The organism is Priestia sp. AB, from assembly GCF_028369225.1.
GTDB classification, from domain to species: domain Bacteria; phylum Bacillota; class Bacilli; order Bacillales; family Bacillaceae_H; genus Priestia; species Priestia megaterium.
Genome location: NZ_JAQMYN010000001.1, coordinates 1098202 through 1114601 on the forward strand (window position 1 = coordinate 1098202; position 16400 = coordinate 1114601).

The following is a 16400-nucleotide window of genomic DNA, read 5'->3' on the forward strand; positions in this document are numbered from 1 at the left end:
GAAAGGGGATAACATATGAGATCTTCTGCTGAAGCACAAAAGAGTTTCGTTCAAACACCATTAAAAGGGAAAAATATTTTATCGAGACCTTATCTAAACAAAGGATCTGCATTTACAAAAAGAGAAAGAGAAGAACTCAAGTTAGATGGATTATTACCGCCTACCGTACTGACATTAGAAGAACAAGTACAGCGTGCTTATCAACAGTTTAAGAATGCATCAAATGATTTGCAAAAAAATAATTTATTAAACGATTTGCATAATCGAAATGTGGTATTGTTTTATCGATTATTAAAAGATCATTTAAGTGAAATGCTACCGATTATTTACACACCAACCGTTGGAGAAGCTATTCAAGAATATAGCCATCAATATCACCGTCCTGATGGTCTATATTTGTCTATTGACGAAGCGGACAAAATGGACAAAGCGATAGAAAATGTAGAATTAAGCTCAGAAGATATTGATTTAATCGTAGTTACAGACTCTGAGAGCATTCTTGGAATAGGAGACTGGGGAGTAGGCGGAATTAACATTGCAGTGGGTAAATTAGCGGTATATACAGCAGCTGCCGGTATTGATCCGAGCCGTGTTCTTCCCATTGTGTTAGACATAGGAACCAATAATAAAGAATTACTTAAAGATCCGCTTTATTTAGGTAATCGCCATGAACGTGTAACAGGCGAAGCTTACAATCAATTTATCGATCAATTTGTAAATAAAATAATAAATAAGTTCCCAAAAGCATTGTTACATTGGGAGGACTTAGGGAATAAAAATGCCAGACGCATTATAGAAGAGTATGGAGATCATCTTTTAACATTTAATGATGATATTCAAGGTACGGGTGTGATTACATTAGGGGCTGTATTGACTGCTTTAAAAATTACAAAGACCTCCCTAAAAGATCATCGTATTGTTGTCTTTGGACCAGGTTCCGCAGGTATTGGAAACGCTGATCGAATCCACAGTGCGATGGTTCTTGAAGGTCTTTCAGAAGAGGAAGCATATGATAGGTTTTGGGCCTATGATTATAGAGGGCTGTTAACAAAGGAGATAAATGATTTAGCTTCATTCCAGCAGCCTTATGCCCGTAAAGTAGAAGAAATAAAAAATTGGAAAAAAGATAATGAAAATAAAATACCTTTGTTAGAAGTAATCAAACAAGTAAAGCCTACTATCTTAATTGGAACATCGGGAGTAACAGGGGCATTTAAGGAAGAAATGATTAGAGAAATGGCTCGTCATGTAGAAAGACCTGTGATTATGCCTTTATCTAACCCTACTAAGTTAGCTGAAGCTATCCCGAAAGATATTATACATTGGACAAATGGCAAAGCATTAATTGCAACAGGAAGTCCCTTTGATTCAGTGGAGTATAGAGGAACAACATATGAAATTGGCCAAGCTAATAATGCATTTGTATTTCCCGGTCTTGGTCTGGGCGCAATTGCTGTAAAAGCTGAAAAATTTACAGAGACGATGTTCGCTGAAGCTGCAAATGCAGTCGCCTATATGGCCGAAACTCAAACCAAAGGTGATACGTTACTTCCTCATATTAAAGATCTTCAAAACGTATCCAAAACAGTGGCTATAGCTGTTGCAAAAGCTGCTATTAAAGATGGTGTATCTAGAGTTCACGAACAGGATGTAGAAAGGTTAATAGAAAAAGCTATGTGGAAACCAGAATACAAGACTATCCGACCAATAAGTAATGCAGAAGCGAATTGATCTCTTAGTGAATTTTTTCAAGGTTATTCCTTTCTCGAGTTGATGTAAACATATACATCCAACGTTAAGAAGAGCCCATCTCTTTCAACTGAAAGGGAGTGGGCTTTTTCTTAATATAATATATGAATTCTCTACCATAAATACATCTCTCAGAATTAAAAAAGAAGGTTGAGACATAACTAAATCACTTCAATCTAAAGACGAACAACTGGGATGAATGCTTTAGTATGAATTACTTATTACAGCGCTGTTGATTTCCGTGCAAGGCCTCGCTTTCCGCGGGCGGCCGGTGAGCCTCCTCGTTGCTTGCGCTCCTGCGGGGTCTCATCTGTTCCGCTTTTCCCGCAGGAGTCTTCGCCTTGCTCTTCAATCAACAGCTAGAAGTAAATATATATATGAAATCTACGTTCAACATACCCATAAAAAAATCCGAACGAAGTTGATTCTCTATCAAGAATCTCAATTCATCGTTCGGATCTTCTTTTGACTACAATACTTTTATTCCAGTCTTTCTTTTTACTAATTTGTCTATTTTTGATATTTGCTCTTTTTGTTAATAAGTTATTTATTATACGTCGCATCGGTATGTTTATCGTTATCGGTGTTAAGAACATGTTTATCTAGATACTTATGGAAGAACCATTCACTAACGGCTATAACAATAGCTGATACTACAGAAGCCTGAATAACGGTTATGGTATTTCCAAAAAAGGATGCCCCCATTATCCAGATGACTAAAAAAGATAAAATAAGATCAGAAATTGTGGCGACAATGTTTCTTTTTTTGTAGTCTGAATCATCAGCAGCATTGCGATATACTAACAAATCGCCAAGGGCATAAGCGACAACTGTGAGGACTAAACCGATTAGTATAGTGTCACTAAAATTGTAATTATAAATGCCTGTAAATACTATGCCTAAGACTACAGCGCTCATTACAAACTTTATAATAAGAGCCTTTACATGTTTCATCTTTTTTCATCTCCCTTTTATTATCTTTTAATGAATATATACCCAGTCTTAGGGGAGGTAATCTTTTTTAGATAAACGTTTTGCCTTAAGCAAGCTAGCATTTATTTAATCGAATTCCTTAAAAAGGGAAAATCATTTGATTCACTCCTTTAACTACGGCTCCATTGTTAATAAGGGTAGAATAGCGGGTACATAAAAAATAAGGAGAAAAGATCTTAATGAAGGAGGAAGGTTTTATGAGTAAAAGTATTATAGGTGTATATGAGTCGCCGGAAGAAACATTAACTAGAATTGAGAAATTAAGAATGATAGGGTATGAGGATAATGAAATTACAGTTCTAACTAATCAAGAGACCGCAGCGGGCAACCTAGCTTATAGAACGAATGTAAACGTGGATAAGCTATCTGCTGCTGACCAAGATAAGGTCACTCAGGAAGATATGACTGGAGGGGCCCAGCCGGATTCTTTTTTAGATAAATTAAAGAAATTTTTTGTGGTCCAAAATTACTCAAATGAAGAAGACCGTGCAACAAATTTAGGTATTCCCACAGAGGAGCTAACCTCTCATAAAAAAGATTTGGATGATGGAAAGTTTGTAATTGCTGTGACTTCTCATAAATTGAATGAAAAAGGGTTAGACCTAGGGTGATATATTTGATTCAAAAGAGGGTGTACGCTAACGCGTACACCCTCTTTTGATATATAGAATTCACAAGAAAAATTGTTTGCAAAGAAGATTATTTATTGCGATAACCTTCTTTTAAATATTTTCGTAAGTGAAAATCGTGTACTAATTTAATCGTTGGACGAATGAGCAATTGCACGCTTCCAAGAATAAATAACCAAATCCCTATATTTTTTAAGGAATCATAGAAGAATAAAATACTGCCAATTAGGAACCAGCTGCCTATCAAGAAGTCATTAATCGTATTTATAACTTTATAACTCTTTTTAAAGAACAATTCGTATTTACCTATTTCAATCTCCCCGTAGTCTTCTTTTCTTCCCATTTCTGACATTGTAACTCCCTCTTTTTCTTGAATTTCCTTTTTTTATTCCCTTAGCAAGTCATAAAAAAACGTCTTTTGTAACAGGTATATGATGGTAAGGGAACAAGCGTAACTTTAGTGTATTTTTCCATCTCAAATCTCCATTTTTTATTTATTAATGGTGTAAGCATTGACTAGAATAGATTTCCGCTCTTCATAGATGCAATAAAAGAAAACAAAGGAATCCCTAAAAAGAATTGAATTGATGCCTTATTTATTTAGAAAGCTGTTTTATAGGACGATTCATGTAGCTTCTTGGTAAAATAAATACTACGCTCAATACTGATGACAAGATCCCCACTAGTACGACGTATTCTGTACCCAGTCCTAATATAAATAGTCCACCTACAGCTGTACCAATCGTTGTTCCTAAGTTAACGGATGCTAAAAATAGTCCATTTGCGAAATCAGGAGCTTTTGGAGCTGCTGATGAAATCCAATATTGATTAATGTTCGTTCCTATCCCAGCGAATATTCCCCAAACTAAAGTCATGATAGCCATAGGCCAAGTGAACTGTCCGGTGAAGAATAAAATGATGTAAACGACTCCCAATGCAAAAGGAAAAACTACTACCGTTTTGATGGCATTTTTCGTAAGCAGCTTCCCTGCAATAATGTTTCCAATAATATTGGCCAATCCGAATAGAATTAATATAAAGCTAATTAGTTTTCCAGAGATGTTCGTAACGGTTTTAAGATACTCAGCAAGATAGCTGTATACTCCAAATACTGCTGAATTTAGTAAAAGGACGGCCATAATGGAAAGCCAAGTAATGGGGTTTTTTAATACGCTGAGCTGCGCTACGTAGGAAAGTCTTTCCTTAACAGGCATAGAAGGGAAGAATGCCCATGTAGCAATAAATACTATAGCGTTAATGACAGCGAAAAATGCCATTGATAGTTGAAATGAAACTGTGCTTGCAAGAAAGCTTGCGATTGGTACACCAAGTACCATACCTGCAGATACGCCAATAAAGACTTTGGAAACAGCTTTTGGAGCGTCTTCCTTGCTGACTGAGTTTGCAGCCATTGTAAAAGCTGCTGAAAAATAAATTGGATGAAAGATAGCTGGGATCACACGCGCAATTATTGCAACAGCAAAGTTAGACGTAAAGATAGAGATAATGTTACCTAAAACGAAAATACCAAGTACAAGCAACATCGCTTTCTTACGATTGATTCCTGAAAATAATAACGGCATAGTTGGACCTGATATTGATACAGTAAGTGCAAAGAGACTCACCAGCCACCCGGCCTTTGATACACTGATATGAAAGTGATCCGCAATGTAGGGCAGTATCCCTATAACCCCCATTTCGGTATTTATAATCCCGAAAGCTCCTAAGGTTAAGACAAATATAAGTAGCTTATTTTGTTTAGACATAAAATCAATTTCCTTCTTTCTAAAAAGTGTTCTGTTCTAGCTGCTTCAAAGCGGGCTGTTTAACGAGCAACTGTCATGTTTTTACTTAGTCACTTTTTCAATGGTAACTGTAAAATCACCATGAATATTTTTAACGTTTTCTTTTCCTGATTCAATTTGACCTAGTATGATAAGGTCATTTGTGGCGTCCTCAAAACCTTTATAAAAAATAGCTACATTTCCCCAAGGAGCGTAATAAGCAAAGTCGCCTTTTTTTGATGTATCTCCAGCTTGTACATCATCTGCTGATAATCTCTTTTGTAAAATACTAATTTTTTCTTTACCTATATAATCTTCAAAAGTTATGGTTAAAGGCAGTTGAGCTAAAAAAGCCATACTTGCTGGGTTATCGTACATCCTAATCAAGACTTCTTTATCATTAAACGTTAATTTAATTCTTGTAGCTGAAATACGATTTTCTTTTGGCTGTTCTGGTGCTTGGTTTGAAGGATTACTTGCATTATGATCTCTGTCCGCTGCAAATGAATTATTGTTGCTGCAAGCAGAGAGGCCAAGGCTTGTTACTAAGATAGAAGACAGACATAAAAATTTTTTCATTTTAAGCTCCTTTCCACTTGGAATAATTAAAAATGGTGCTTTTGTGATATGAACTTCGTTGCTATTTATTCTAATAGCTCCTTTTAAATATAGAAAATGCTTATATCTTATATCGTGGTATGCTTGATAAGCATTTCTGAGACGTATACACTAAAGATTGTGAAAGGAGGAGCGGTATATGGAATTTCGCGTTTTGCGCTATTTTCTTACGGTTGCAAGAGAAGGAAACATCACAAGAGCTGCTGATTTTTTGCATGTGACACAGCCAACTTTGTCGAGACAATTAAAAGATCTTGAACAAGAGTTAGGTAAAAAACTATTTATTCGCAGCAGTCACAGTGTCATTCTGACAGATGAAGGAATGCTTCTGCGAAACAGGGCAGAAGAAATCGTTAATATGATGCATAAATTAGAGGCAGAGTTTAGTTCGATGGAAGAAACAATAGGTGGTGATGTCTATATAGGCGGCGGGGAAACTGAAGCAATGAAACACATTGCACGAGTAGCAAAAGATGTACAGGTACGTTATCCCAATATACGATATCACCTCTACAGCGGAAACGAAGAAGATATAACGGAACGGCTAGACAAGGGTCTGCTTGATTTCGGTATTTTAATTCAGCCAGCCGATATTTCAAAATACAATTATCTTAATATGCCTGCCAAAGATGTTTGGGGCGTCGTTATGAAAAAAGACAGCTCTCTTGCTGTCAAAGAAAGCATTCAAGCTGCGGATTTAGTAAACGTTCCACTGATTTGTTCACGACAGGCCATGAAACAGACGTTTTCAAAAAATGAATTTGCGGATTGGTTTGGCGAAGATTTTCATAAATTAAACATCGTCACTACATACAATCTTGCATATAATGCGGGCATTATGGTTGAAGAAGGCGTTGGATATGCCATAACACTTGATAAAATAGTCAATACATCTACTACTAGCAACCTTTGTTTCAGGCCGTTACAGCCAAGACTTGAATCAGGTTTAAATATTGTGTGGAAAAAGCATCATGTTCTTTCAACTGCGGCGAATGCGTTTTTAAAAGAACTGCAGGAGGAATTTGCATCACCTGGAAAATGAAATTTTTGATAGCATTCTACTTTAAAACAGCCATAAAATTGGCTGGTTTTTATTGTATAAAAATGTAAAATGATGGTTCATTTTTTCTTTAATTTATTACAAAAAAAATCAAATACACGTAAGACATTTCTATCAAATGCGATAACAGCTGTTAAATTTTATCTTAAAAGTGATACTCTTATAAACATTCAATCAGTATGCTTTTAAAGCTATTTATGGATTTGATTTTACAGTATAAAAAATATGGAGAGACCAGGTTGCTTTGTTACTCTTAGACGAAGGATAAGTGATGTATGAACAAGCTTATAATACCAGCCATACTAGTGATATTCGCTTTATGGATCTTATCGCAATTGGCTTTAGGCGGGGATATTTTCAAAAATTCGCTAAATTATTTTATCTTAATAAAGATTTTCTTTTTATTTATCCAACAAGCAAAAGAAAAATAGCCTGGCTTGATCGCTACTGTGTAGTCTATAGCTATAGACTGCTTTTTCTTTTGGGCGCGTTAAAAATAATTCCATCTATGAGCTAATTAGAAAAAGAAGGTTGAACCTTGCTTTGTAAAAAATAGCTTACGACTGTAAAAGTGGTTAACATTCGAAAAAAATATTAAACAGTACCTTGCAATAAACAATAGTTGGTGATATATTGTAATTATTAGGAAATCATTATGAATCAGTACTATACAATAAACAGTAGTGGACTGTGAAAAGAAAAGGGTGAAGAACAATGAACGTGCAATTTAAAAAAGGAGTTTTAGAGCTTTGTGTCCTTGTGTTACTTGATAAAAAAGACCGCTACGGATATGAATTAGTTCAAAAAATCTCCGATCAAATTGAAATATCAGAAGGGTCGGTATATCCTCTTCTGCGCCGATTAACAAAAGAAGAATACTTCACAACGTACCTAAAAGAATCTACAGAAGGTCCCTCAAGGAAATATTATCAGCTTACCGATAAAGGAAGAGATTATTTATACAAACTTGTCGATGAATGGAACGAGTTTTCAAGAGGGGTTAATCAATTAATTAAAGAAGGTGTGAACAATGTCGAAGAGTAAATTTTTACAGCAATTAAATGAATCTTTAAAACCATTATCCGTAAAAGAACGGGCAGATATTTTACAAGATTATGAAGAGCATTTTTCCATCGGCTTAGAAGAAGGAAAAACAGAAGAAGAAATTGTAACGTCCCTAGGTTCTCCAAATCAAATAGCTAAAGAATTGCTGGCAGATTATCACGTTGAGCAAGCAACAGCTAAGGCAACAACTCAAAATATTTTAAGAGCCACTTGGGCCGTAATTGGTTTAGCTTTTTTCAATGTAGTAATTGTTCTTGGGCCCGCCGTGGCATTAGCTGGGTTCATTTTGTCAGCTTGGGCCATAGGTCTATGTTTCTTGCTATCTCCTATTCTAGTTCTTGGTGAGGCTATTGTACATGGGAGCGGCTTTTTTTTCTTTAATTTATTTATGTCTGTAGCATTTTGCGGAATTGGCTATTTTATTATGCTAGGTATGTTAGTTGTAACGAAGCTAGCTATAAAAGGCTTTGTGCGTTATCTAAAATACAATGTATCACTGGTGAAAGGCGGTTTAAAACGTGCTGAATAAAAAGAAACTCTCCATTCTTGCAGGCATTCTCATCCTTGTTGGGATTATAGGAAGTCTCCTTACGTATCGTGCTATTGATCCTGAACCTATTTCAAAAGAAAAAACGATCAACAGCAATCAAGTATCCATGGTAAACATCGATACGGATAATACTCGTGTTCATGTGTACCCTATCAAAGGCGATAATATCAAAGTAACATTAAAAGGAGAAACATCTCCTAATATAAAAAGAGACTTCACTACTGCCGTTAAAAATTCAACGCTTTTCATCTCCTACAATGAACAACAGCGCAGCTGGGTTAATTTTGACATTGTTAGTGTATTAAAACCGCTATCCATCAACGTTTACCTGCCTAGAAAACAGTATAATTCATTGGGGATTTCCAGCAACAATGGGTATGTATCTGTTAAAAAAGTACGTGCAGCAGATGTTTCCATTCGTGCAAACAATGGGCGTGTAGAATTAGAGAACATTGATTCACAAAACTTGAACACCAGCGTACACAATGGACTTACAAGCATAAAAAATGCTGCAGCAAAAACAGTTCAAGCAAAAGGAAATAACGGGGAAATAACGCTGAGTAACGTGGAAGGTAATTTAGAAGGCGAAACGCATAACGGAAGCATCGCTTTAGAAACAAAAGAACTTGATCGAGATATTGACTTTAAAACCCACAATGGAAAGATTAAAATTACGACGGAAAAAGAACCAAGTGACGTTCAATTTAACGTTTCCGTGGACAATGGAAAAGTCGATATTCTGAATAAATATGATCGTAATGCTGTTATTGGAAAAGGAAAGAATATCATTAAACTAGCCACTCATAACGGCAGTATTTCAGTAATAAAGTAGCCTGTTAGCTATATGGCACAAAGCTCATCTGCAAAAAAGCTTAGGCACAGCTAGCCGCAGATAATCAAAAAAAGGTTTCATTCATTGAACGTTGATGAGTGGAACCTTTTTTAATTTAGTTTATGGTGAAGTAATAGTGGCAGCTAAAAACGAGCCGTATACAAATCTCTCTTGGTTCATGCAACTTGAGCAGGGAAGGTCTATAAAAAATATATCTTCTTTTATCTTTTCTGTAAAAAAGGAATATTTCTTTAAATAAAACGATACTATTTTCTGATACAACCTATTCCTGCGAAAGGAGCAAAAATAAATGAAACGATATGTTGCGTACGGCTTGTTACTCACAGTGTCTTTAGTATTTGCGGTTTTTTTAATTGTTGATTGGCGCCAATACGAAACTGGGTTAGAACATGCTATTAAGCCTGCTGATAAGAACTACGAGAACAGCAAAAACTATGTTTCTGACAAACGTATGATAGATGTCATTGTAAAGCTAACGGAAGAAAGTCCTGCAACATTTGGAACAAGATTAAAAAGTGCGCAAAGAATAGATGAGGAGCGTGTCCATGTGAATACCAATAAGCTAGAGGGCATTATTGAGTTAAAAGATATAGAAGGCAAGACCTTGGTATGGCGTGTACTAGACAACACATCCCATCATTTAATTATAGAAAGCAAGAACTGGGTAAATGAATAAGGGACCTGCTGATAGTTTCTTTCATTTTTAAAAGAGGGTGAGGCAAAAGTATGTTAGTGATGTCTCAACCTCTTTATGTCCTTCTTATAAGCTGTCGTTACCAATTGTTCTTAAAAAATTTAGTCAAAACAGAGGATGAAAGATATTTTTGATTTAATACTCATTAAAGTAGTTTTGAATCTTTTTAGGGTCCTTTGTTTTCGTTAAAGCAAGCATTAAAAGAATACGGGCTTTTTGTGGATTTAATGAATCCGATGTAACAAACGTATCTTTATCATCTGATTCTTCATGTGTTACAACTCCGCTTCCTACCCGGCTAGATCTAACAATAACTATGCCTTTTTTTACCGCATCTCTAGCACCTGTTAGGGCAGCATCAGATAGCAGTCCATTTCCTGCTCCAGCTACGACGATTCCTTTTGCTCCAGCTTTTACGGCTGTGTCATAAAAGTTCCTAGAATCGTTTTGATACCCATATATGATGTCTACTTGAGGAAGCTTATCTAGTTTTGATACATCAAATATTGATTGTGTCGTATGCTTGCGAGTTGGTTTGTTATAAAATATTACCTTATCTCCAGCTATTTCTCCTACATATCCTTGTTCAGGGGATTTAAACGTATCTACTGCCGTTGTATGTGTTTTTGTTATATAACGAGCTGCACCAATTCGATCGTTGAGCGCTACTAAAACACCGGTATTTCGTGCGTCTTTGGTAGAAGCAATTTTCACTGCATTATATAAGTTTAGCGGTCCATCTGCACTTATAGCGGTAGCTGGTCTCATTGAGCCAACCACAACCACAGGTTTGTCACTCTTTACTACTAAATTTAGAAAATAAGCCGTTTCCTCCATCGTATCAGATCCGTGTGTCACGACAATTCCATCAACATCCTTAGAAGCTAATAGTGTATTAATTCGCTTCGCTAACTTTAACAAAATGCTGTTATCTATATTTTGACTTCCGATATTTACGACCTGTTCTCCGCTTACATTCGCTATTTTTTTCAACTCAGGAACAGCTTTGATAATTGTTTTAATGTTAAGAGCTCCTGATTCATATCCAGTGGTGTCTGTGCTGCTTTCAGAAGAGCCTGCAATCGTACCTCCAGTGGCCAAAATCTTTATATTGGGCTGCTCTGCTTTCACTGAATTTTTTACAGTCATTTTAGAATCATTTACCGATGCATTGACCAATGATAAAGGTCCCGAAAATAAGATAACGCTTGATAAAAAGTTGATGCTTACTATTCTTTTCAGTTTCATCGCTACTTAGCTCCTTTTAGGCAAAAGACATGTAACGGTATTATGAGTAATTTGAACTCAAAATATCCAAGGTGCTGTTTTATTAAGATCTGTATTTGAAATATCTTTCTCCAAACAAATAAAGTAGAACAAAAGGTACACGCTGTATGGTAAAATGAGTCAATAATGTAACAAACGAAGAAATTTATGGAAGTGAACTATTCTAATATAGATGATGGAAATATCTAAAATACATAAGGGTTAAAAGGGAGCGGTTAAAGTGAAGCCGATCATTGTAGATGAACTAATAAAGAAGTTTTCCTTACTTGATTCAAAAAAAGAGTATGTGGAATTAGCAGTTGATTTAAACGACATTTACGAAAGCAGTAATAAACTTGATCGCTTAATTAGAGAAACTCTTCGTTCTTCACTAAATCAAGAAAAGCTAATCGAACAATTAATTGAAATAGAGATAGAACTTGATCATATTCATTGGCATTATAAAAGCTTAAAAAAAGAATTAAAACAATTACTTAATACTTAAGTTGGAAGAAGGTGAAGGTTTGAAAAAAGAATTTTATCGAGGGGATAGTTTTTGGAGCGATGATAGTGAATATAAGCGTATAGATTATCCGATAAATGATGAAATCATAAAGCAAGCTGAAGCTATTTTAGGGGTTAAGTTACCTAGTTCATTATTGAATTTAATGAAAATAAGAAATGGTGGAGGACTTAATTACCCATACTTTATGTTACCTGATGGAGATACCGAAAGTATTCCTTATGGAGGGAGAGCAAGGATTAGTGACATTGACCCTATACATTTTAAAAAAGAAGATACAAGCATCTTGTCTTCTAAAGAACTATTAAAAGAAGTCAGTCTCACCGGTGAATTTGTGGTGTTATGGACAGATTTTCACTATTGGGTCGTGTTGGATTATCGCAATAGATCACAAAATCCTGCTGTTATGTATATCGCAGAAAACTTCTCAACTTCAACATACGACACTACAGAATGGGAGTATATTAAAATAGCAGACACTTTCGATGATTTTCTAAAGCAGCTATTTCGTGTACTACCATTAGATTCAAAACAATTAAAAAATGGTTATAGCCGCAAATAATAAGTAAACTAAATCAGTATTTAAGACTGTATATTTGATCATAAAAAAGTTCCTATCTCTAAATGGTAGGAACCTTTCTAAATACAACGAATCATTAAGGGTTATTTCTTATAATAAAATAAATCCCGCTATTAATAAAACAGCACCAAGCATAACCCGAAATCCTGAAGATGACACTGGATCAGTTGCTATATCCGATGCTACTGCTAAAAAAACTAAAGCTTTTTTAGTTTTTCCTTTTATATTTTTATCCCTTATAATTATAAAAATTCCTGAAACTAACAGATACAAACCAATTATTAAAGATAATATAGGTATAAAAATCATTTTATTTCCACCTTCTTCTAAAGTGCTATAGCATAGTTGCTTTCTATGCTATTTTGTAACGGTCTAAACTTCTGGACTGTGGCATTAGTACTTTGCACCGCTAACATATTCAACCATATTAAATCCACCTTTTTCACCAGCCTCTTTAGTTCACCTTCACTATTATAGAATATAAAACCAAAAATTCAATTAAAATCCAAAATTATACTGTATCAGTCCATAATGGGATGAAAAGAGTTAAAAACACTTTTATTTAATATTTAAATATTCCTACCAGAAAACGTGTGTACTTTTGCATAATGTTTTGATTTATTTAGATGCATTATATTAATCTAGCAATTTTATTTATGTTACTAAACACTTCATATTGATTATCCTCTTTTTCTTAGTTATAATGTAATTGTTACATTTGTAATAATAATGTAATATATTTGTAACTTATATCATTTTTGCGATGTTAGATAGAATGGTAGCTAATGTTAAAAAATGAAAAGCTGTTTATGGATAAGCTCTTAGCGGTTGTAGTAGCAGCCATGCGGGGAAAACTTTAGATAAAAAGGTGAGGACGATGTTGAAAAAAATATTTATTTTAGTTGTTCTAGGATATATATTCTTGAGTAGCAAGTATTTTCTTCAAAATTATGTGTATGCGGGCACGTATGAGCAAGATATAAAGGTTAATGATGACTTGGTGTCGAGTCTTCTTTTAGAAAAAGCTGTTTTTTAACGGCTTTTAAGACGCTAAATTTTATATAAAGAGGTAATGGGTAGAGTTGTAATTTCTTAATATTGTCAGTCTCTTTCCTTATCTTTAAAGGTAAAAAGCAGGCGGTAGTTAAAATGATTGCAGGACTTCGGGTCCCAATAGATTTTTACATTGCCTAGACAACAACAAAGTAAAGAAGAACGGTGTAATTGAGAAGAGAAGGCTGAGGGAGTAAGAAGAAAATGAAAAACTATTTAAATGTGGAAGAAGGAAAAAATAGCTGGAAGCGTTATGTAAGTACAACAATCCTTGCTTCTGTGTTTATGCTGTTAGGATCAGTTATTTATATTATTGCTGAAATGATAATGGTTGCAGCTGATGAAAGTGGAAAATCATATTTTGATTTTGATAGCGGAGTGGCTGTGGGAATCAATGCTAACCTTGATTTTCTGTTATCTCATATTATGTACATATGCTGGATTTTTGGTTTATGGATCGGCATTCGTTTTATTCACAAACGAAAAATGAAATCATTAATCACTGCTAACAAACGTGTGAATTGGAAGAAAGTAATATGGTCTTTTGGAGCTTTTAGCCTGTTACTAATCATTTCACAATTAATTGATGTTGTGTTTAACCATTCGGATTATTCATGGAACCATGTAAGTGTGAAAGAGTATGTACTATTAATACTTATTACATTTTTGTTAGTACCTATTCAAACAACAACGGAGGAGCTTTTCTTTAGAGGACTTCTTCTTCAATGGGTGAGTAAGAAAGTGAAGCGTCCCATTTTACTTGCGATTATTGTTGGACTAATGTTTTCAATAGGTCATTTTGCTAATCCTGAAATGAATAAATCCATTATATTGGTGGGACTAGATTATATTGTAGCTGGTTTTGCTCTTACATATATCGCGATTAAAACAAAAAGCTTAGAAATTACCATTGGCGCACACGCAGCCAACAACATGTTTCTCGCTCTGTTCCTTACAACGGACGATTCTGTTTTCGGATCTATACCGAGTTTGTTTAAGGTAGCTGACACTGAGCCAGGAGCTAATCTTATTTGGTCGATTGTTATGTTTAGTGTTTTCTATATCTTATGTAGAGGGAAGATAAAAAAGGAAGAAGCAGCTGACAAAGATCAGCTTATTGCTTAAATTAGCAGAACCAATAACTAAACAGGATAGGAGATGTAACAGAGTGAGTGGAAATCACGATGAAAATAAACCGTTGACTCGTGCAGAAATGAAGCGAGGCCACTTAGCTACTCAACATCGTATTTTGAATGTACTTATCGTTCTTGCATCGATTGCTGCAGTATATCTAGTAATAAAAACCATATTTTAAAAGAGCAGCCTTTAAGGCTACTCTTTTTATTTTGTAAAAACACGCGCACGCAACTACCAATTAAAAAAAGCTTTTAACGAAATCATTGTAGCCGCGTAGATAAGAGATGAGATTAAAAAGGTAGGCAAATGCGCATGCTTTTCAAAAGGGAGCTCTTTACTGATCACGTTGAATAACATTGCACCTGAACTAAAAGCAATCATAGATTCAATAAGCAGTCCTGATGAAGGTCCGAAGACGCCCAGAATGGACCCAAGAAAAGTTGCTCCGGCCAGCATATAGCGACCTCTAGTTTTGTGTAAGCGCGGATGTTTTTTTCCAAGATGGTAAGACCACCCGATAAAATGAAGGCTGATAGCCAGTCCGTAGAATACTGATTCAACTCGTTTAACATCGGTTGAAAATACGACATAAGAAATGATAAAAGAATAAACCATAAAAAAACTAGCCTGTACCATGTACACGGTCAGTTCCGTTAGGTGTGTGGCTGCTTTTGTCTGAGCAAATGAATACACAGAAAAATAGACGAGTAAGCCGAGAAGACCAAGAAAATATAATTCAGTATCAAGGGCTAGCGATCCTCCAAACTCTTCTTGTTTCTTGTGAAGCGTCGGTAAGATATAAATAAATACATAGGCAATAGCTACACCGCCTGATAATGAGAGCAGCTTTTTCTCCCCGATTGGAGAACGTTCGACGATCGTTAATGCGTATAGTTGAATGAGGATAAAAACAATACCTATTATGATTGATTCAATTGTAACCATGGTGGTCTCCTTTTAAGGTTCACTTTTAGGGTTTAATTCCCTTTAACAGAAGAAGAGAAACCATGATTTAGATGGAAACATTGTTCAATTATAGATAGATGTTTTTAAACGTAATAGTTTAATACTGGTTTTATTTTACACTATATATATAAAGTGGTAAATTAAAATAGGTGATTGATCATGTGCTTAGTTATATTTCTAATCAAGAATTAGGGGTGGTATGTGTATGAAAAAAGTGATGGTCTTTATTACAGATGGTTTTGCTGATTGGGAAGCCAGTTATGTGACAGCTGAGTTAAATAAACAGGGAACAGGATTTCAAGTTCAGACAATGGCAATCGACAAACACCCTAAAACTTCAATGGGAGGATTGACCGTTCTTCCCGATTACAGCCTAAAAGACTTTCCTTTTAAACTTGACTTTGCGATGTTAATTATACCTGGGGGAACGGGATGGAGAGAAAAGAAAAATCATCAGGTAAAGAAACTGGTGAGCTTTTGTTTTGAACATAACATTCCGGTTGCAGCGATTTGTGATGCAACGACCTTTTTAGGGAACTATGGGTTTCTTGATCAGAATAAACATACAGGTAATTCATTAGCTTATTTGAAAGAAGGAGCACCTAATTATCGAGGGGATGAAAATTATATAGAAAAACAATCTGTTAGTGATGGCTGTCTAATTACAGCTAATGGAAGCGGTGCATTAGAATTTTCGAAAGACATTTTAAATAAATTAAATGTTTTAAAGAGTAAAGAACTGGAAGAATGGTACGCTTTATTTAAAAATGGTTTTATTCCGATAACAGGAGAACATATCGAAAAATAACTCACTTTAAATTACTTAAAAAAAGGCCAGATAGTAATAAAAATTTACTCAATAGAATATATGGCTGCTTTT

Annotated in this window: 21 protein-coding genes; 13 read left to right on the forward strand and 8 right to left on the reverse strand. The window is 35.1% G+C overall.

What is annotated here, in order from left to right; all coding sequences use genetic code 11:
* Window positions 1–15: 15 nt before the first annotated feature.
* On the forward strand, window positions 16–1731 hold the full coding sequence (locus POF52_RS05755) for an NAD-dependent malic enzyme (protein WP_271990615.1): 1716 nt from the start codon (window positions 16–18) through the stop codon (window positions 1729–1731).
* 239 nt (window positions 1732–1970) lie between these two features.
* Here the strand turns inward: POF52_RS05755 and POF52_RS05760 are convergent, their stop codons facing one another.
* On the reverse strand, window positions 1971–2105 hold the full coding sequence (locus tag POF52_RS05760; RefSeq protein ID WP_271990617.1) for a hypothetical protein: 135 nt from the start codon (window positions 2103–2105) through the stop codon (window positions 1971–1973).
* A gap of 187 nt (window positions 2106–2292) precedes the next feature.
* Window positions 2293–2703 (reverse strand): YndM family protein, encoded by a 411-nt coding sequence (locus POF52_RS05765; protein WP_013084432.1) that lies wholly within the window; start codon window positions 2701–2703, stop codon window positions 2293–2295.
* 236 nt (window positions 2704–2939) lie between these two features.
* On the opposite strand from POF52_RS05765, the gene POF52_RS05770 reads away from it, so the two are divergent.
* Window positions 2940–3353: a general stress protein gene (locus POF52_RS05770; protein WP_013084431.1), complete on the forward strand. Its 414-nt coding sequence runs from the start codon at window positions 2940–2942 to the stop codon at window positions 3351–3353.
* Between the two features lie 88 nt (window positions 3354–3441).
* On the opposite strand, the gene POF52_RS05775 is transcribed toward POF52_RS05770, so the two are convergent.
* From POF52_RS05775 to POF52_RS05785, 3 genes are all read right to left on the reverse strand, one after another.
* Window positions 3442–3723: a YrhK family protein gene (locus POF52_RS05775; protein ID WP_271990622.1), complete on the reverse strand. Its 282-nt coding sequence runs from the start codon at window positions 3721–3723 to the stop codon at window positions 3442–3444.
* Between the two features lie 244 nt (window positions 3724–3967).
* A complete protein-coding gene (locus tag POF52_RS05780) occupies window positions 3968–5137 on the reverse strand; it encodes an MFS transporter (protein WP_271990626.1) in 1170 nt (389 codons plus the stop codon).
* Between the two features lie 81 nt (window positions 5138–5218).
* Window positions 5219–5734, reverse strand: coding sequence for a cyclophilin-like fold protein (locus tag POF52_RS05785; protein WP_271990629.1), 516 nt, complete (start codon window positions 5732–5734; stop codon window positions 5219–5221).
* 178 nt (window positions 5735–5912) lie between these two features.
* Between POF52_RS05785 and POF52_RS05790 the strand changes: the two genes are divergently transcribed.
* From POF52_RS05790 to POF52_RS05815, 6 genes are all read left to right on the forward strand, one after another.
* Window positions 5913–6815 carry a LysR family transcriptional regulator gene (locus tag POF52_RS05790; protein WP_271990632.1) on the forward strand — a complete coding sequence of 301 codons (903 nt, stop codon included), beginning with the start codon at window positions 5913–5915 and terminating at the stop codon, window positions 6813–6815.
* A 293-nt stretch (window positions 6816–7108) separates the two neighbouring features.
* Entirely contained in the window at window positions 7109–7264 is a 156-nt protein-coding gene (locus POF52_RS05795; protein WP_271990635.1) for a hypothetical protein, read from the forward strand.
* Window positions 7265–7547: 283 nt separating this feature from the next.
* The gene (locus POF52_RS05800; RefSeq protein WP_013084425.1) at window positions 7548–7877 is read left to right on the forward strand and encodes a PadR family transcriptional regulator; all 330 of its coding nucleotides are present in this window, start codon (window positions 7548–7550) and stop codon (window positions 7875–7877) included.
* Window positions 7864–8427 (forward strand): HAAS signaling domain-containing protein, encoded by a 564-nt coding sequence (locus POF52_RS05805; RefSeq protein ID WP_271990640.1) that lies wholly within the window; start codon window positions 7864–7866, stop codon window positions 8425–8427. Before POF52_RS05800 ends, POF52_RS05805 begins: the two co-directional genes overlap by 14 nt.
* Window positions 8417–9280, forward strand: a complete 864-nt coding sequence (locus POF52_RS05810; RefSeq protein ID WP_271990643.1) for a DUF4097 family beta strand repeat-containing protein — start codon at window positions 8417–8419, stop codon at window positions 9278–9280. The genes POF52_RS05805 and POF52_RS05810 overlap by 11 nt, the downstream gene beginning before the upstream one ends.
* Window positions 9281–9590: 310 nt before the next feature.
* Window positions 9591–9977 carry a hypothetical protein gene (locus tag POF52_RS05815; RefSeq protein WP_074892926.1) on the forward strand — a complete coding sequence of 129 codons (387 nt, stop codon included), beginning with the start codon at window positions 9591–9593 and terminating at the stop codon, window positions 9975–9977.
* Between the two features lie 153 nt (window positions 9978–10130).
* Here POF52_RS05815 and POF52_RS05820 read toward each other — a convergent pair whose 3' ends face one another.
* Complete coding sequence (locus tag POF52_RS05820; RefSeq protein ID WP_271990647.1) at window positions 10131–11243, reverse strand: type II asparaginase; 1113 nt, start codon at window positions 11241–11243, stop codon at window positions 10131–10133.
* A gap of 259 nt (window positions 11244–11502) precedes the next feature.
* On the opposite strand from POF52_RS05820, the gene POF52_RS05825 reads away from it, so the two are divergent.
* Together POF52_RS05825 and POF52_RS05830 are read left to right on the forward strand one after the other, a co-directional pair.
* Window positions 11503–11766, forward strand: coding sequence for a hypothetical protein (locus tag POF52_RS05825; RefSeq protein WP_176583159.1), 264 nt, complete (start codon window positions 11503–11505; stop codon window positions 11764–11766).
* A gap of 19 nt (window positions 11767–11785) precedes the next feature.
* Window positions 11786–12346, forward strand: a complete 561-nt coding sequence (locus POF52_RS05830; protein WP_271990652.1) for an SMI1/KNR4 family protein — start codon at window positions 11786–11788, stop codon at window positions 12344–12346.
* Window positions 12347–12454: 108 nt separating this feature from the next.
* Here POF52_RS05830 and POF52_RS05835 read toward each other — a convergent pair whose 3' ends face one another.
* The gene (locus POF52_RS05835; RefSeq protein ID WP_271990655.1) at window positions 12455–12673 is read right to left on the reverse strand and encodes a hypothetical protein; all 219 of its coding nucleotides are present in this window, start codon (window positions 12671–12673) and stop codon (window positions 12455–12457) included.
* Between the two features lie 948 nt (window positions 12674–13621).
* On the opposite strand from POF52_RS05835, the gene POF52_RS05840 reads away from it, so the two are divergent.
* Window positions 13622–14542 (forward strand): CPBP family intramembrane glutamic endopeptidase, encoded by a 921-nt coding sequence (locus POF52_RS05840; protein ID WP_271990658.1) that lies wholly within the window; start codon window positions 13622–13624, stop codon window positions 14540–14542.
* A 43-nt stretch (window positions 14543–14585) separates the two neighbouring features.
* The gene (locus POF52_RS05845) at window positions 14586–14732 is read left to right on the forward strand and encodes a hypothetical protein (protein ID WP_016766343.1); all 147 of its coding nucleotides are present in this window, start codon (window positions 14586–14588) and stop codon (window positions 14730–14732) included.
* Window positions 14733–14785: 53 nt separating this feature from the next.
* Here POF52_RS05845 and POF52_RS05850 read toward each other — a convergent pair whose 3' ends face one another.
* Window positions 14786–15499, reverse strand: coding sequence for a hypothetical protein (locus POF52_RS05850; RefSeq protein WP_016766342.1), 714 nt, complete (start codon window positions 15497–15499; stop codon window positions 14786–14788).
* A gap of 226 nt (window positions 15500–15725) precedes the next feature.
* Between POF52_RS05850 and POF52_RS05855 the strand changes: the two genes are divergently transcribed.
* Entirely contained in the window at window positions 15726–16328 is a 603-nt protein-coding gene (locus POF52_RS05855) for a type 1 glutamine amidotransferase family protein (RefSeq protein WP_013084414.1), read from the forward strand.
* Window positions 16329–16400 lie beyond the last annotated feature (72 nt).

Bases quoted from the DNA above. Each gene is read 5' to 3' on its own strand.
- POF52_RS05755 (WP_271990615.1), top strand. From the start codon at position 16: ATGAGATCTTCTGCTGAAGCACAAAAGAGTTTCGTTCAAACACCATTA.
- POF52_RS05765 (WP_013084432.1), bottom strand. From the start codon at position 2,703: ATGAAACATGTAAAGGCTCTTATTATAAAGTTTGTAATGAGCGCTGTA.
- POF52_RS05770 (WP_013084431.1), top strand. From the start codon at position 2,940: ATGAGTAAAAGTATTATAGGTGTATATGAGTCGCCGGAAGAAACATTA.
- POF52_RS05775 (WP_271990622.1), bottom strand. From the start codon at position 3,723: ATGTCAGAAATGGGAAGAAAAGAAGACTACGGGGAGATTGAAATAGGT.
- POF52_RS05780 (WP_271990626.1), bottom strand. From the start codon at position 5,137: ATGTCTAAACAAAATAAGCTACTTATATTTGTCTTAACCTTAGGAGCT.
- POF52_RS05785 (WP_271990629.1), bottom strand. From the start codon at position 5,734: ATGAAAAAATTTTTATGTCTGTCTTCTATCTTAGTAACAAGCCTTGGC.
- POF52_RS05790 (WP_271990632.1), top strand. From the start codon at position 5,913: ATGGAATTTCGCGTTTTGCGCTATTTTCTTACGGTTGCAAGAGAAGGA.
- POF52_RS05795 (WP_271990635.1), top strand. From the start codon at position 7,109: ATGAACAAGCTTATAATACCAGCCATACTAGTGATATTCGCTTTATGG.
- POF52_RS05800 (WP_013084425.1), top strand. From the start codon at position 7,548: ATGAACGTGCAATTTAAAAAAGGAGTTTTAGAGCTTTGTGTCCTTGTG.
- POF52_RS05805 (WP_271990640.1), top strand. From the start codon at position 7,864: ATGTCGAAGAGTAAATTTTTACAGCAATTAAATGAATCTTTAAAACCA.
- POF52_RS05815 (WP_074892926.1), top strand. From the start codon at position 9,591: ATGAAACGATATGTTGCGTACGGCTTGTTACTCACAGTGTCTTTAGTA.
- POF52_RS05820 (WP_271990647.1), bottom strand. From the start codon at position 11,243: ATGAAACTGAAAAGAATAGTAAGCATCAACTTTTTATCAAGCGTTATC.
- POF52_RS05835 (WP_271990655.1), bottom strand. From the start codon at position 12,673: ATGATTTTTATACCTATATTATCTTTAATAATTGGTTTGTATCTGTTA.
- POF52_RS05840 (WP_271990658.1), top strand. From the start codon at position 13,622: ATGAAAAACTATTTAAATGTGGAAGAAGGAAAAAATAGCTGGAAGCGT.
- POF52_RS05850 (WP_016766342.1), bottom strand. From the start codon at position 15,499: ATGGTTACAATTGAATCAATCATAATAGGTATTGTTTTTATCCTCATT.
- POF52_RS05855 (WP_013084414.1), top strand. From the start codon at position 15,726: ATGAAAAAAGTGATGGTCTTTATTACAGATGGTTTTGCTGATTGGGAA.